10 protein-coding genes are annotated in these 15,761 nt (G+C 51.6%); 1 reads left to right on the plus strand and 9 read right to left on the minus strand.

All coding sequences use genetic code 11. The annotated features are described in order from the left end of the window. Positions 1-66: 66 nt before the first annotated feature. The 7 genes from NSS79_RS24890 to NSS79_RS24920 form a co-directional block, all read right to left on the minus strand. On the minus strand, positions 67-1,587 hold the full coding sequence (locus tag NSS79_RS24890) for an ABC transporter substrate-binding protein (RefSeq protein WP_342436563.1): 1,521 nt from the start codon (positions 1,585-1,587) through the stop codon (positions 67-69). 165 nt (positions 1,588-1,752) lie between these two features. After that, positions 1,753-3,270 (minus strand): response regulator transcription factor, encoded by a 1,518-nt coding sequence (locus tag NSS79_RS24895; RefSeq protein WP_342436564.1) that lies wholly within the window; start codon positions 3,268-3,270, stop codon positions 1,753-1,755. Continuing rightward, a complete protein-coding gene (locus NSS79_RS24900; RefSeq protein ID WP_342436565.1) occupies positions 3,263-5,092 on the minus strand; it encodes a sensor histidine kinase in 1,830 nt (609 codons plus the stop codon). The genes NSS79_RS24895 and NSS79_RS24900 overlap by 8 nt, the downstream gene beginning before the upstream one ends. A gap of 190 nt (positions 5,093-5,282) precedes the next feature. Continuing rightward, the gene (locus NSS79_RS24905) at positions 5,283-8,075 is read right to left on the minus strand and encodes a hypothetical protein (RefSeq protein ID WP_342436566.1); all 2,793 of its coding nucleotides are present in this window, start codon (positions 8,073-8,075) and stop codon (positions 5,283-5,285) included. A 404-nt stretch (positions 8,076-8,479) separates the two neighbouring features. Continuing rightward, positions 8,480-9,607 carry a glycoside hydrolase family 88 protein gene (locus NSS79_RS24910; protein WP_342436567.1) on the minus strand — a complete coding sequence of 376 codons (1,128 nt, stop codon included), beginning with the start codon at positions 9,605-9,607 and terminating at the stop codon, positions 8,480-8,482. Between the two features lie 30 nt (positions 9,608-9,637). Beyond that, the gene (locus NSS79_RS24915; protein ID WP_342436568.1) at positions 9,638-10,678 is read right to left on the minus strand and encodes an alpha/beta hydrolase family protein; all 1,041 of its coding nucleotides are present in this window, start codon (positions 10,676-10,678) and stop codon (positions 9,638-9,640) included. A 42-nt stretch (positions 10,679-10,720) separates the two neighbouring features. After that, entirely contained in the window at positions 10,721-11,611 is an 891-nt protein-coding gene (locus tag NSS79_RS24920) for a pectinesterase family protein (protein WP_340897065.1), read from the minus strand. A gap of 73 nt (positions 11,612-11,684) precedes the next feature. Here NSS79_RS24920 and NSS79_RS24925 point away from each other — a divergent pair, with 73 nt between their 5' ends. After that, entirely contained in the window at positions 11,685-12,554 is an 870-nt protein-coding gene (locus tag NSS79_RS24925; protein WP_340897064.1) for an AraC family transcriptional regulator, read from the plus strand. Positions 12,555-12,557: 3 nt separating this feature from the next. Here the strand turns inward: NSS79_RS24925 and NSS79_RS24930 are convergent, their stop codons facing one another. Further along, positions 12,558-14,009 (minus strand): glycoside hydrolase family 28 protein, encoded by a 1,452-nt coding sequence (locus NSS79_RS24930; protein ID WP_342436569.1) that lies wholly within the window; start codon positions 14,007-14,009, stop codon positions 12,558-12,560. An 18-nt stretch (positions 14,010-14,027) separates the two neighbouring features. After that, positions 14,028-15,593 carry a glycoside hydrolase family 43 protein gene (locus NSS79_RS24935; RefSeq protein WP_342436570.1) on the minus strand — a complete coding sequence of 522 codons (1,566 nt, stop codon included), beginning with the start codon at positions 15,591-15,593 and terminating at the stop codon, positions 14,028-14,030. Positions 15,594-15,761 lie beyond the last annotated feature (168 nt).

Raw genomic sequence — 15,761 nt, forward strand, 5'->3', positions numbered from 1 at the left:
GATCAATGTCTTCATAATCAAAAGACCGGGCAAAGTCTAATCACCCGCCCGATCTTGAATAAGTTTCTACTTATTGTTCGCTGCTTTCCAGGCATCAAGCTGTGATTGAGCTTCAGTGATAATTTTATCCAGTCCGGCAGCCTTGAACTTTTCATTGGCTTTGGCCAGATATTCTTCCGGATCTACCGCTCCCGTCATGAGCGGAGCCCAGAATTCCTCTTTAACATTTTGTACCGCCGCGATTTCATTGGTTATTTTCGACGTATCGAAGTTGAACCCGAGCAGCGGCGCGTTAATGCCGGCATCGTTAAATTTCTTGAACTCTTCCCATTTGTTCTCAGGGTCGCCCTCGTTCAAATAGTTGATCATGATGTTGCCGAGTGAAAAAGTAGGCATATCATAGTTCTTCGCATCCGGCAGATTCTTGACCATGTTGTCGCCGACCTTCTCGTAATGCACGCCTTCAATACCGGAATCAATCATATTGCGCAGTACAGGGTCTGTGTTCAACAGATTAAGGAATTCCATCGCTTTCTCAGGATGTTCGGAGTTGGCGGAGATGGCCTGCATGGAGCCCATGACGGACCAGTTGTAGATGTAAGGCTGACCGGCTGGAGTGGAGACTACCGGATAACCGTAGCTTGCGGACCACAGATTGTCGGCCAACGGCTGGGTAGCCGCACGGTCCGTGAACCATTTGCCTGATTTGTACAAGTCATCAACTGATGAGGTGGTTGCTACTTCTGGAGAGATATAGCCTGCCTTATAGAATTTGCGAACCGTTTTAAGGGCTTCTTTAATTTCAGGAGATTCCAGGATATTTACAACCTTGTAGTCCTTGGTGTCCATATATACGGCCATAGGCATTTTCTCGATAATGTAATCGAAAGGCAGAACCGGCATAAAGTCCTTGACCATTGCGTATGGAGTCACTTCCGGTTCATTTTCTTTGATCGTTTTCAGCAGAGGTTCCAGACCTTCCATAGATTTCACGTTGGTGATATCCAGCTTATATTTGTCCAGCAATTCTTTATTGAAGCGGAATACCTCTTGTGCCGGAAGCTCTTTATTCGCCGGAACAGCGTAATTATGGCCGTCGACTTTGGAGCCTTCAAGGAAGGCCGGATCAATCGTATCCTTAATGCCCTTTCCTTGTTTATCCAGCAGTTCATCCAGCTGCATAAACGCACCTTTACGGGCATTCTGCACATAATCAAAAGCCCAGGAACAAGTAAACAGAATATCCATAGGCTCGCCTGAGGCGACCATGACTTGCATTTTTTGCGTGTAGTCCCCGAAATCAATCATTTTCATATCAATGGTTGCATTGATTTTTTCGAGCGTATATTTGTTAACTTCCTCAAGCACTTTGTCTAAATCCTTCTGCGGTGCTCCAATGGTATACCAGGTCAACTCTACGGGTTTCTCAGAACTTCCCGTTTCTGCTGCGGTGTTGTTGCCCGCCTTGTTCTCCCCATTGGTGTCAGTTGTTTTGTTGTTGTTATTGCCTCCGCAAGCGCTTAACGTTAGAGAAAGCGCTAACAACGATGTCAGCAATAAGGAGAAGCTTTTCTTTTTCTTGCTCATCTGCTGTACCTCCCTTTTTATTAGCTTGGGAATCCAGACCTGCCTGTTATCACCGGCAACCTGTTTCCTTAAGCTCTGTCTCCATTTTATTGAATGAAAGCATTTTCAAATAGAAGATAAACTATATAAACTGATGTATAAAATAAAGAAAATAAAGAGCAACTGTTAGAGCAGCCCTTTGAATTCAGTCGGAGAAATGCCTACATACTTTTTAAATTGCTTGTAAAAATAGCCCATCTCCCAATAACCTACATTTTTCGCGATTTCATGAACCTTGCAGTTCGTCGTGCGCAGCTGTTCCTTGGCTTTCTCAATCCGGTAACGGTTCAGATATTCTGCAAAAGATTCACCGACTGCCTTATTAAATAGCTGCCCTAAATACACCGGATGAATATTGAACGTATAACCCAGCTTTTTCAGGGACAGATCCTCTCCATAGGATTTCTCGATGTAGTTCAGCACCTGATTGACCACCGGGCTTTTCACCTCGCGCTCCAGCAGCTCAATGACTTTTTTAGCCGTATTCTTCAAAGCCACAGACAACGCCGGGAGGGAATTCGCCGTTCTGATGGAGGTCAATACATCCGCAATGAGTTCCCGCTCCATCTCGCTTCGGATATCCTTGATCAGCATGCGGAAATACAGAATCCAGTCCAGTGCGATCTCTTGAAGCAGGTCAGGCGTAATCCCTTCCATCCGTTCCTCTGACAGATACGAGTCGATTCTCTCCATTAACGCTGGCGTATCCTTGGAGATGATTAACTTCGTATATTCGTTCCAGTCCTCCGGCAGGCTGTCTTTTAAATCTTTTTTGCGCTCCTTCAATTGTTCATAATAGATTAGCTTGCGCTCCGGATGGATAGCCAGAAATTCCAGCGCCTGTTTCGCTGATTCATAGCTTAGGTGAGCAGTGGTCTCCGTTTCCTCTATCGCTCCAACAGCAGCGCGAATCCGCAGATCAGCAGGACAGGTACCGATCATTCTCTTTAGAAGAGCATCCATTTCCGCAGGCCCGGCGTCTTTGTCCTCAAAATTATGTACGAGTACAAAATCATTATCGGCGTCCCAGAAGGTGAAGAACCAAGCGCTGCTCTCAGCCAGCGCAGCGGTATTCACCTGGAATGATTCCGTTTCCATCTCTGTCTGAATCAAGGCTACTTGAATAAACCGCTTATTGATTGGCAAGCCAAGCAGCTGCAGCCGCTCCGACAGTTCGTTCCGGTCAATCTGATTCCGCATCCAGCGCAGCAGCATATTATCCTTGAGCACGGATGCCGTATACTGTGACCACTCCATATCTACTCTGGAGACATTCAGCTTCTCGACGACAGTTTCCAGCGTACTCTGGAATTCCGCCAGGTTGATCGGCTTAAGCAGATAGTTCTCAATTCCCAGAGACAAGCCCTCTTTGACGTACATGAATTCATCATATCCGCTGAGCACAATCACTTTTATTTCCGGACAGAATTTCGTTACGGCACGAATACACTCCAGTCCTGACATGACAGGCATGGAGATATCGGTAATCAGAATATCAGCAGGCACTTCCCTAAGCATATCCAACGCTTCCTGTCCGTTCTCGGCTTGGCCGACAATCTCCAGCCCGAGCAGCTCCCAGTCCAATATGTCGCGCAAGCCTGTAAGTATGAACGGCTCGTCATCCACAATAAATACCTTATACATGGTTCATTTCCTCCTCGCCGGGATAGGGATAAGTAATGATGACTGTTGTACCCGCTCCCGCTCCTTCTTCACTCATAAGCTCGATACCATAAGGCTTTCCGTACATTAGCTTGAGGCGGTCATGAATGCTCCGCAGACCAAACGACTCGGATTCGGACAGCCCGTCGTCTTGCTCCAGATCCAGCCGAAGCCGGCTCAGTTTCTCCTCCGCGATGCCCCGGCCATTGTCACTAACGACGGCACGGATTACTCCTTCCTGTGGATAGACGCTGATGTTAATCCAGTTATCCTTCTGCCCGGTCCGCATTCCGTGCAAAATATAATTTTCGATGACCGGCTGAAGCGTCATCTTCAGCACCGGCAAATTCTCCAGCTCTTTCTCGCATTCGATGGTATACGTAAAGCGGTCTGTGTAGCGGATCCGGAACAATTCCAGGTACATCTTGCATGCCTCCAGTTCATCCTTGAACGTATATCTGGCTTTGGGCCGGACATAGGATTTGAACAAGACGGACAGGCTGTAGATCATATCGCCCACGTCTTTGGCACCGCTGGAAACGGCACGCATGCGGATGACTTCCAAGGTGTTATAGAGAAAATGCGGATTCACCCGCGCTTCAAGCGTAGCGATTTCGGTACGTTTTTGTTTGATTTCAGCTTTAAACACCTTATCAATATACTGGTTCAATTCGTCCAGCATGTCGTTGAAGCTTTTGGCGATCTGCCCCAGTTCATCTTCCCGGCTATCCGAGATTCGCGCATTGAGATCCCCGTTCTTCACCTTGCGGGTAAAGCGGATAATGCGATGTGTTCTTTTGGCGAAACTGGAGATGAACATAGCCGGCAATAATACCGCGAACAAAATGCATACGGCAGCTATGGTAATGATCGTATTGCGGGCACTGCTGTACGTTTCCTCAAGCTCTTGCTTGGAGATAAGGCTGACTACCGAATAACCGGCTTGGCTCTGGGTCAGGCGGGTAGCCACCATACCGTCAAGGGATATATCCTCATCGGAAGTCATTTCTTGCAGCTCCAGATATTTTTTACCGTATTCTTTGCCGGAGGTATCAAACAACACATCATTTTGAGCGGAAAGCACAAGAATGGTGCCTTTGAAATCCTGCTGATAATTCTTCATGCTCTGCCAAATGGAAGCGGAATCAAAATACACGAGCATCTGGCCAATATTACGCAGCGATGCCTTATTGCTGATGGGAACACGCACCGAGAACATCGGCGACCGCTGCATACCGAGGCTCTTAAGCACCCAAATATTCGGAATAGAAACATTGCTGGCCTCATCCAGATACATCGTATCCGGGACAAACGAATGGGCGGCATTGGTTGACACCATATCAAACTGCCTGCGGTTGCTGTAAAAATACATTACCTGCTGGTTGGCGCTGTACAACATCAAGCTTCTTATATCCGGGTCATCGTCGATTTTATTCTGAAAATATTGCACAACATCGGAATTCGACTCGTTCGAGATAAAAAAACGGTCCAGGCGGTGCTCGACATATTCGCCGAAAGGATTTTCCAGCAGAAAGGTGGTGTTGCTGGCCAGATCCCCATCCCGGTATACATCCCGTATGATGTCCTGGACGGATTGGTACTTGTGCTCGACATAGTTGCTGACGCTCTCCAGCGTCTTTCGTTGAATATCCATCTGCCTCTGCACCGCAGATTGTGATATCAGCATCAACATGAGGTAGGAAAAAACTATAATGCTGGCAACGAATATGCAGGACACAATCAGAATAAAACGCAAAAACAAATTATCTTTAAAATACCTGCGATACAGGGTTTCTCTCCGCATAAGCAACCCTCCTTGATGTATTGTCTATTGTCGAAATTAAGTATATCATGTCGTTTTTTCTGGAACACAGGAGAAATATCCCTTTCTTTGATACTGAAGAGGCGCCCGCCTCCCCTTATTGAAGCCAGGGGGGCAAGCGCCTTGAGGATTGCTTCATTTCAGAAAATCCATTCCCGTCAACGGCAAGGTTCTATTTGCCCCGGAGATATAGCGGCTCTGAACGGTTGCCGCTGTAATCTTCCATAACCGCCGTTACCACACGCGCGGTCGAGGTAAAGGAAAGGCTCGCTTTGGTCGTTCTTCCCCGGATAATCATCGGCTTATCACCTGAACTGTAGGTGGTGGGGAAGGATTTGGCTACACCGTCCTCATAAATGTAAAGGTAGCGCCAATCCCTGCTGTTTGGCATCGGCAGGTTTAGTGTATTTCCTGTCCATGACCAGTTCCCGGCATAGGGTTCGGAAATTGAATCGGTAAACCTGCCGTTATAAGTAACCGTATTCGTTTGACCCGCCTTCAGAGTAACTGTAAACTCATCCCCGTTAACCGGCATTTGCCCGAAAGATGCGGACGTGCTGCCCTCCGGCAATACCTTTTGCGCGGTTACAGGCTGCGGAGTCGTGATCTGGTTAATGGAATTCACAGTCACTGTAATACTGCCGGAAGACGGCTGCGGGTTCGTCCATTTGACAACGAATTTACCGTCAGCACCGACCTCTGTTGCGATGCCCGAGACTGCTGAATTCAGGTCAAAGGATACCGTTGCGGCTTCACCTTCCAGTCCGTCCGCTCCAACCGCGGCCACCTTAACCACTCCGGATTTGGCAGGCAGCTTTTTAATATAAAAGGTCTCGTCGTACTTTCCGCCCACATAGACATCATTCACATATACATTGTATTGCTTAACCTTCGAATAATCGGAATTGAGGCTCCAGTTCACGTACATCTCATTCGTGTTGGGAAGCAGTTGGGTAATCTCCAGACCGGCCGGAGGGGCAGGCTTGACTGCCGAACCGTCATAAATCCGGATCTGGCCAAGGTTCACCTGATAGTTGGATATAGTTTTTTGACCCGGTGTGAAGACCAGTCCGAAAGCGGCGATTTTTTTGCCGGCATATGCGCTTAAATCCAGCTCCTTGGTCACCCAGCCTGCGGTTTTCTTTCCGCTGTCCTGAAGGGGAACTTTTACCACAACCGCCGGCTGATCCTCGAAGATGATGCCTGCTTGCATCACAGACTGATCATTGGCAGAAGGTTTATTATACGTGACCGACATTTTGGAGCCGGAGCTCACGCTCAGGTCGCTTTTGTATAAACGCAAGAAGTTTTCCTTGGAAAGATTACCGTTCACAGCCAAGGAATTCCCCCCGTTATAGCCTCCCAGCTGTTGATAGTTCAGGCGGTTTGTTCCCGAAATATCATATTCGGTGCCGTAGTCGTAATCAACCGTTAACCGGTTGCCTTTGGTGTCCTGCCACCACTGCCAGGTTACCGGCACATCCTGCAGGCTCATGTTGGACCATTCATCAGGATTCGAGATCTTTCCGTCCACATAATAGGACAGCCCGTGCCCGGTATTGAAATTGGTGTAGAAATTGGAATTCTTAAGCACAGAACGTTCCGAGATCACTGAAGCAATCCCCGGCCAGTATCTGTTGTCCGCGTAAACATCCGCAACGGTGTTTGTTGCCGATTTCGCCGTGTTTTTCGGGTCCACATTCGGACCGGACCACCAGAGCTGCTCCCGAAGGTTAGTCATCCATTGATAATTGTTCTCCGACCGGTGCGAAACCGGCCAGGATAGTCCCATATCCTCATCCAGACCGGCATGGACGAAATCCGCCCCCAGTGTGGCAAGGCTTAGGCGGGGAAGGCCGTTGTTCAGCTTATTATTGAGCGCCGTCCCTTGAACACTTTTAAACCGGTCTCTGCCTGCTTCCAGACCGGCAAAACCGACATCGAACAAGTTGAAGTTAGTTCCGGCCGAAGTATTCAGTTTATTTAAGTACGCAGCCGCACTGTTAATCTGTGTATTTCCGACGCCATAATCAAAGAAATAGGAATCTGCAACGTTCTCACCGTCTGCTTTGTCGTACAGAAAGGAGATGTTGTTGTCATTGATCGTTCGGGCAAATTCATTTCTGCCTGTGGATGAATTGAGGGAATCGTACCATTGTATATACAGCCCGTTTTTTTGGAGCGTCTTCACAAAAGCGATGTAATCCGAAATGTCTGCTGGCGCTACATTGTTAGGGCTGATTTCCTCCTGATTGATAAAATAACCGTCATAGCCGAAGTAATGCGCCATTTCGATCAATTTCTCAGCCACCGGAAATTTCCCGGCAGGATCCTTTACAAGCATTTGCTTGTAAGTCTGCTGTCCCCGGTCATTGTCAGAGAAAAATATCCCGGCCAGGGACATCACCCCGTTTTTGTGCGACGCATCGGTATAGGTCGGGTTGGGAATATTCAATATTCCGAACTCAAACCATTTCTGCTGCCAGTCTTTCTGCGCCAGTTCGTCGTAATATTCTGGCGGTGTATAGGCAGTCGCCGTACCATGCCAGTAGGAATAATAGTCAATATATTGCCAGTAGTTGAAGTGATACTGGGCAAACTTGTTGGTGTAAGGGGCGTTCTCGATAAAGGCATTGCCATAGTCCCCGGCGACTGTAATCATTTGCACCTTAGGATCAAGTCTGGGATTAGCCTGTGTAGCGGCAAATGGAGCAATACGCTGCTGCAGGGGCACCCGGGATCTGAGAAGCGCTGCATAAGGATCTGTTTCAGGACTCCAGTCCGCGATTTGATTGCTGGTATAGCCGTGAACACTCGGTTGATTCTTGCCATGAGCGCTTTCATTCTTGAACGGCCATGTATCTCCCGCCAAGGCAGTTTGCGGCAGCAAAGTAACCAGAAGCGCTGTGCCTACAACCGCCGAAGTCAGTTTTTTAAACTTTTTTGTTCGGGCATAAGATACCATTGTCCACTCTCCTCATTTTGGTTTAATCCTTGGATCACCTAATTCAGCAATGGTGGAATTGCAAGCGCATTCACAATAACCTGAACCTTATCACCTCTTTTTTAGATTTGATGCACATCTAATATAACGAATATAATGTTGAACCCCATAGGAGATAAATTAAAGATGTACTAGACAAATTAAAGGAAAATAATCTCTTGGGGACACCTTGTAATATCCAAATCATAAAAAAAACAGCCCAACCATTCACTTTCATCACGAATGATTGGACTGCAGCTATAATTATTAACCCGGTAAATTTAAAACATGATTTTCAGTTTCCGCCGCACGCACCAATACCCACATATAATACAGGGACTTGGCGGCTTTCCCGCGCGTAAGCGGAATCTTACTCCAGGTAGACCTTAATGGCTATCGCGATACCCCTCTACTTCCAGGGAAGCCAGTAAAAACGGCGCCACTCCCATAGCTGCATCAGACACCATAGCCTCGGAAACATAGTAATCGTAGGAGCCGTTGCGGTCCTTGCTCAAACCCGCTCCATGACAGATCTTATGCAAATGAACACCCTGTTCATCCTCTGAGGTCAGATGGGCCAGGATGCCTTCATAACCTTGGAGCATGACGTCTTTAAAAAAGGGCTCCAGATAGCGCAGCCTCAGCCCCTTGGCCATCGCATACACAAACATGCAGGAGCCGGAGGCTTCGAGATAATTGCCCTTTCGTCCAGCCTGATCCAGCACCTGGTACCAGAGGCCGGTCTTTGAGTCTTGAACCTCTGCTAGTGCGCCGCACATCCGCTGGAAGATCCCGATGATCGTTCCCCGCTGCGGATGGGTAACCGGGAAATGCTCCAGGCAGTCCACCACAGCCATCGCATACCAGCCCATCGCCCGGCTCCAGAAATGGGAGGACAAGCCGGTGGACGAGTCGGCCCATTCCTGCTCCCGGGATTCATCCCAGCCGTGATAGAGCAGACCGGTACGGGGATCGCGGGTTCTGCGCTCCACCAGCAGCAGCTGATGGGCCGCCTCATCAATCAATTCAGGGCGCTGAAAAACTTTGCCGTATTCCGCAAGGAAGGGGGATGCCATATAAAGCCCGTCCAGCCACATCTGGAAAGGATATACCTTCTTATGCCAGAATCCGCCTTCGGAAGTGCGGGGGTGCCCGACAAGCTGCGCAGCCAGCAGGTGCGCTGCTTCGGCGTAACGCTTCTCTCCGGTCTGCTGATACAGCCGGAACAGATTTTTCCCCTGGTTGATCTGGTCCAGGTTGTATTCCTCCAGCGTATAGGAACGGATCGAGCCGTCCTCCCTGATGAAGCTGTCCATATGCCGCGTCATAAACGAGAGATATTCAGGCTCTGCTAGCTGGACTCCGGCACGTGCCATAGCCATCAGCAGCATGCCCGGGACATAGGCCCAGCGTTCCAGCACGTATTCGTTCTCTCCTTGCCCGTTGCAGGCTCCGAGAATTGTATCCGCGATTTTACGGGACCAACGTCCGGTTGTTGCTTCAGTTATACTCATCGCTAATCCTCCTGTCGCTTGTGTATCTAGCTAAGTTCGACTTTCAGTACCGGCAAGCTGCTTCAGCAGCCAGGCAAATGCCGGTTCACCGTGAATCTCATGCCCTCCTGCAAAAAAGTCCGCCTCGACCTGGCCGCCACTGCCCGAGGCAGTGTAAATCTGCTGCAGTCTGGCCAAAGCCCGCTTTGCTCCGTCCGGGCCAAACAGATGATCCGCGTCTCCCGATTCCAGGAATAAGCCGCGCGGTGCAATCAGGCCCAGCAAATCAGGCATTTCCGCCTCCAGCAGAATACCGGGAATATAATTGTCCAGGCAGTGATTCCGCGTCAGAATGCTGTCCGCGAACGTATTGGCATACCCGCTTACAACTGCACAGGCAATCCGTTCGTCAAGCGCAGCGGTGAACCCTGCTACCAATCCGCCGCCGGAAATGCCCATAATTCCGATTCGTTCGCACCTAACCTCTTCCCTTGTCTGCAAATAATCCAGTGCCCTCATGGTTTCGTAGATACGGTAGCCAGCCATTGTCTGACCCGCCATCAGCAGTGCCGAGGACAGGCGGAAGCAGGAATTGCGCCCGGGCTCACCGCTGGTGAGGTCCTCCACAAGACGCCTGTCGCCAAATCCCAGCAGCTCGGGTGCGGCGACTACGAACCCCCGTTTCACCAGTGAAACGGCAAAATCCTTATGCAGCCCCGGATCACCTTCGCGATCCGAGCCATCCGGCTGCAGGCCGGTGATCTCCCTGCTGCCGTAGCCATGACCATGAATGGCAAGAACTGCGGGCGCGGGTGAAGACAGCGGCTGCTCCGGGATCAGAAGATAGAGCGGCATGCGCAGCCCTTCATAGGTAGTGATCTCGATCCGTTCCCTTCTATACCCGTTACAGATCGTCCGTTCCATAAGAATGGGCTGAAGCTGGGCGGGCCTCTCCGGGAACCCGCCCAGCTGTCTGGTGAGGCCTGCCGCCAGCCCGGCCCGCCATTGCCCGTAGGGAATGTCCGTACGGAAAGCGGAGCTGCGCGGTGCGGAACCGGTCAGCTGTTTCATGTATTGTTCCAGTTGTTCCATCCGAAGTTATCCTCCTCATCCAATCCGCAGTGTGCGGATAGCTTAATAACCTTCGGGATGCCAGCCATCCAGCACGGACAGCACCCTATACTCCGCTGCTTCCTCTGCAGTCAGCTGCCGGGACCACGGCGCTCTTGCTGCCGGGTTCGCCCCTGTTCCGCTGCTGCTGAATTCTTCATACCGGCTGCTCTTCTCCCGGTCCGGCTGCCCCCAATTATGCCAGCCTTCCCCGATGACCGAACCATCCATGACCGTGCGGATGAAGGCAACATGCGCAAAAGGCCGCCAAGGGCGTCCAAGATACACTTCGCTTACCCCTTCGCCGCCGGTAATTTGACAGTCCAGGAACACATAACCGAACGGGGCCTCCTCCGGTGTGGACGCAGCAGTAATATAACCTCTGGAGCGCTTATTGTGCAGATGGCAGTGATCAAATAAAGCCGTAGCGGCACCAAAAATATAATCCACATCGCCTTCGATATAACATTCGTTATAATATTGTCTGCCCTGTCCGGTATAGAGCGTATCCTGATCGCCCAGCAGACGCACCCGCCGGAACACCGCCTGCCCGGCATCAACGAAAGCCGCCACCGCTTGCCCGGTACCCGGGCCAGAAGCATTGCGGATGGTCAGATTCTCGGCCGTGAAGCCTTCGGCGAACACATTCAGGGTGCCGGACCGGAAGGTGCCCAGCGGCTCTCCGTCCGGGCCCAGCGTATGGGCATTGTCAGACCAGGTGATGACGGTGGAATGGGGGTCTTCCCCCAACAGCAGAATCGGCGGCGCAGCCTTATCCACTGTTATTTTCTCCTCGTAAATGCCCGGTTTGATCCGGATCGTTACCTCCGAAGGATGTCCCTGTGGAATGGAATCCAGCGCTTCCTGCAGACTGGTGTACCCTTCATTGCCATTCTTCGATACTGTAATTAACATTTGCGGCTCCTTTCCTATCAGCCTGTGTTTATTCTATAATAACCGTAACGGTTCGAGAGAGATGAGGAAATTCATGAACAGCGTGAGCAGCCCCAATCCCAAATATCATATTGAAGAAGGCCGGTTCAGTATTCAGCACATGAAACGCAAGGGCATCACTGCCATGCCGCGCCCCCACAGCCATGAGCTAACCGAGCTGTATTACCTGACGGAAGGGGAACGGGTTTACTTTGTGGACGAACGGGTAGTTACGGTGCACAAGGGTGAGCTTATTCTCATTCAAGGCCGGGAGCTCCATGCCACCGCAAGCTCCGAAATTGCCGAGTTTGAGCGGGTACTGATTAATTACGACCCGGAGCTGCTGCCGGAGCTGCTGCGGAAGGAATCTAAATGGTTCCATAACCGCAGATACCGCCTCTTCCGGCTGACCCTGCGCGAGCAGGATGAGGTGCAGAGCCTGCTGAACCGGATGCTGGATGAATGCCGGCTCCAGAGGGCGTATTACGAAATCTCGGTAGTCACACTGTTTGCCGAGCTGATGATTCTGCTGCAGCGTTCAGAGAGTACATCGCAGACCGGCGGGACGAAACATCCGCTTCATCATCTGGTGACGGATGTCGCCACTTACATCCGCGAGCACTACCGTGAGGCGCTGACTCTGGAAGAGACGGCGGGGCATTTTTTCATTAGCCCTTCTTACTTGAGCCGGGTATTCCATCGGCTGACGGGGTTTCACTTTCGTGAATACATCGTCCATATACGCATCCGGGAAGCCGAACGCCTGCTTGCGGGATCTGCAGGTAAAATTCAGGAAATCGCCTCTGCCGTCGGATTCGAGCATCTCTCCCACTTCAATAAGACATTCAAAAAATCGACCGGGCTGACCCCGCTGCAGTATCGGAAAGAAGTTAAATCGCAGCCTTCGTCCCCATTCAAAGGATAACCATCATTCCATCATTTCCAGATCTTCTGATCGGAGAAGCGATACATTGCTGCATTGATGCATTTGCAGCTTAGGCAGCTTAGCTGTCTGTAGCTGGATACGGTCCAGCGAGAGACTGTCGGCATGTCTAAGAACAATTCCCCGCTCACTCACCGCATGGAAATTCTCGACGCTCAGTCCGGCAAGCGGCATCTCCGGCAGCCCATTCACGAGCAGTGCGGTTGCCGCTCCATGGCAGACGATGTTCTTCAAGGCAATATTCCGGAACTGCGGGGTTGCCTCGGTAACCGGGAAATGCTGCTCATTGTATCCTTCCGACCCTTCAACACCCTCATAGAACATATGGAAAGACACGGCCTCATGGAGAATGCCGCTCATGCGGATGTTCTCCATGACAATATCCTCCACTACGCCGCCTCTTCCCCGGGTGCTTTTGAACCGCAGGCCGATGTCCGTGCCGATGAACACACAGTCGCTGACTCTGACTGCATGCACACCGCCGGACATCTCGCTGCCAATTACCACTCCGCCGTGCCCGTGATAGACCGTACAGTGACGGATCGTAACATACCGGCAGGGCATCCCCACCCTGCGGCCTTCTTCATCTTTTCCCGACTTCAGGCAAATCGCGTCATCGCCCACATCGAAGCTGCAGTGCTCGACAAGAGCGTGCGTGCATGATTCCAGATCGAGGCCGTCCCCATTCTGCGAATACCACGGATTGCGTACCCGGATATTCCTCACGGTAATGTGCTCGCAGCCCAAGGGATGAAGACACCATGCCGGAGAATTCTGGAAGGTCGGCCCTTCCAGCAGCACCCGCCGGGAATTCCGCAGGCTGAGCAGCGCCGGACGGAGATACGCGCGGGCAGGCAGATAAGCCTCCATACCCGTCTCTCCGCTCTTCCGCAGCATTTGGCAGACTGCCTCTCCCTGCATGGCTTCACGGGAAGGCCACCAGATTTCACTCTTGTAATCAAGTGCTCCCCCGGAGGCGGTCAGACTGTTCCACTGCAGTTCCGTCATCTTGAACCGCTTCACCGGACGCCAGCCCTCACCGCTGCCGTCAAAGATTCCTTCCCCTGTAACGGCCACATCACTCAGGCCCTCTCCGTCCAGCGGGGCCTGGCAGCGCCAGCCGGACGTTCCCTCGAAATGGGAAGAGATCAGCGGGTATAGAGCAGGATCGGGGTCAAACAGCACTAGCGCGCCCCGCTCGGCACAGAGATTAATCCGGCTGCGCAGAGTAAGCGGCCCTGTACGCCAAAGGCCGGGAGGGATCACCACCTTGCCGCCTCCGGCAGCTGCGCAGGCATCCAGTGCAGCCTGAATGACGGAGGTACACAGCGAAAGTCCGCCGTCTTCCGCCCCATAATCTGTAATCGTAAAGGTCCGTGCCGGAATCTGCGGAAGCTCGGGCAGGGCATAATCCACTTTGTTGCGATTGCCACTCATTGAATTGTACCTCCCAATCTATTCGAGTCCTTCATAGCTGAACCAGCCAAAATCGGCGTAATTGGCGCTTTCCGCGCCTTGGGAACTGGCATACATGCCGAGATAGGCCCCTGTAAAACCGCCCGCCAGATCTGTGCTGAGCACTGTTCCGTCCGCTTTCCCGCATAGTCCTGTCCACTTGTCGCTTTCGGAGCTTCTATAATAGAAGCTGTAGTCCTGCCCCTTGGCTTCCACCTTCAACTGCACCTTGTCTCCCGGATAAGGCACCGAAGCAAGCAGCTGTTCACTGCCGCCGCGGCGTTCGATCAATTGCAATGCCGGCTCCCCGGCCTCCAGCCCCAATTCACACCGGAAGTGGTAGTCCGCATTCTGGAGCAGCACAAGTCCGGCAACTTCACTTTCGGCGGCGGGTTGGAACGTCATATCCACCGCCGCCCTGAAGCTGAGATGCTGCTGGCGTCTTCCGACATAAGAGGGATTGCTGATTTCCGAGAGACGCTCCGGCTTCAGGCGCAGCCGCAGGAAGCCCGGATGATCACTCAGGCTCCAGAATTCACCGCGCGGCGTGCGCAGGAAGTTCCAGACCGGTGCCAGCTCTGCTCCTTCAAAATCATCGCACGCAGGCAGCTGCGGCCATGTCGTTTCCGGCAGGTCCGGAGCTGGTGATTCAAACTCCAGCACCCCTTTGCCGGGGTTCACCACAGGCCATTCATTCTCCCAGGCCACCGGTGTCAGGAACGTTTCACGTCCGAGATTGCGGTAATAGCCGCCGCTGGTCCGGGAAGCCAGGCAGAACATCCACCAGTCTCCATGCTGCGTCTCGATCAGTTCCCCATGCCCGACATTGACGATCGGATAGGCTCTGCCGAGATGGCGGTGCGTCAGAATCGGGTTGGCTTTGTGGCCTTCATAAGGGCCGGTCACGCTCCGGCTTCTGGCAATCGTAATCGCATGGGTATGTCCGGTCCCGCCTTCGGCGATCAGGACATAATACCAGCCGCCGATCTTGTAGATATGGGGTCCCTCCTGCGCGTGGGCCACCTTGAGTGCACCTTGCCATATGCTATGCTTCGGTCCGACCAGCTTGCCTTGGCCCAGGTCAATCTCCTGCAGCCAAATATCCATATGCTTCGGATAATCCTGCCCTTCGGGCGGAACACGGTTGCCGGTGTAGTACACTTTGCCGTCTTCATCGAAGAACAGGGACGAGTCGATGCCGGGAGCATCCTCCAGCCAGACGGGGTCTGACCAGTCTCCGGCCGGATCCGTTGCTGTCACATAGAAATTATGCTGATTCTTATCATTGTCGACATACGTCGTGATCATATAGAAGCTGCCTTCATGAAAACGGATTGTCGGTGCCCAGATTCCCATGGACGGGAGGGTTTGATCCAGATTAAGCTGGGACGGGCGGTCCAGCACATGACCCAGCTGGCGCCAGTTGACCATATCCTTGCTGTGGAAGATCGGAACACCAGGAAAAAACTCAAAGCTGGACGTCACAAGGTAATAATCTTCTCCCACACGGATGGCCGAGGGGTCAGGGTAAAATCCCGGCAGCACCGGATTACGGAATGTTCTCAACACAGAAGTCCTCCTTCAAACGAACGAATTGTAAGCACCACCAATTATAGTTCGTACAAGTTCAACTTTCTTGCATTTTCTATGTTCTATTTCTCCATTTTTATACTTTCATGCTCAATTCGTAATCTTTTACCGCTTGTCAATGAATCGGTTGTCCCTCTAGAATGG

This window comes from Paenibacillus sp. FSL L8-0436 (genome assembly GCF_038593025.1).
Classification (GTDB): domain Bacteria; phylum Bacillota; class Bacilli; order Paenibacillales; family Paenibacillaceae; genus Paenibacillus_AQ.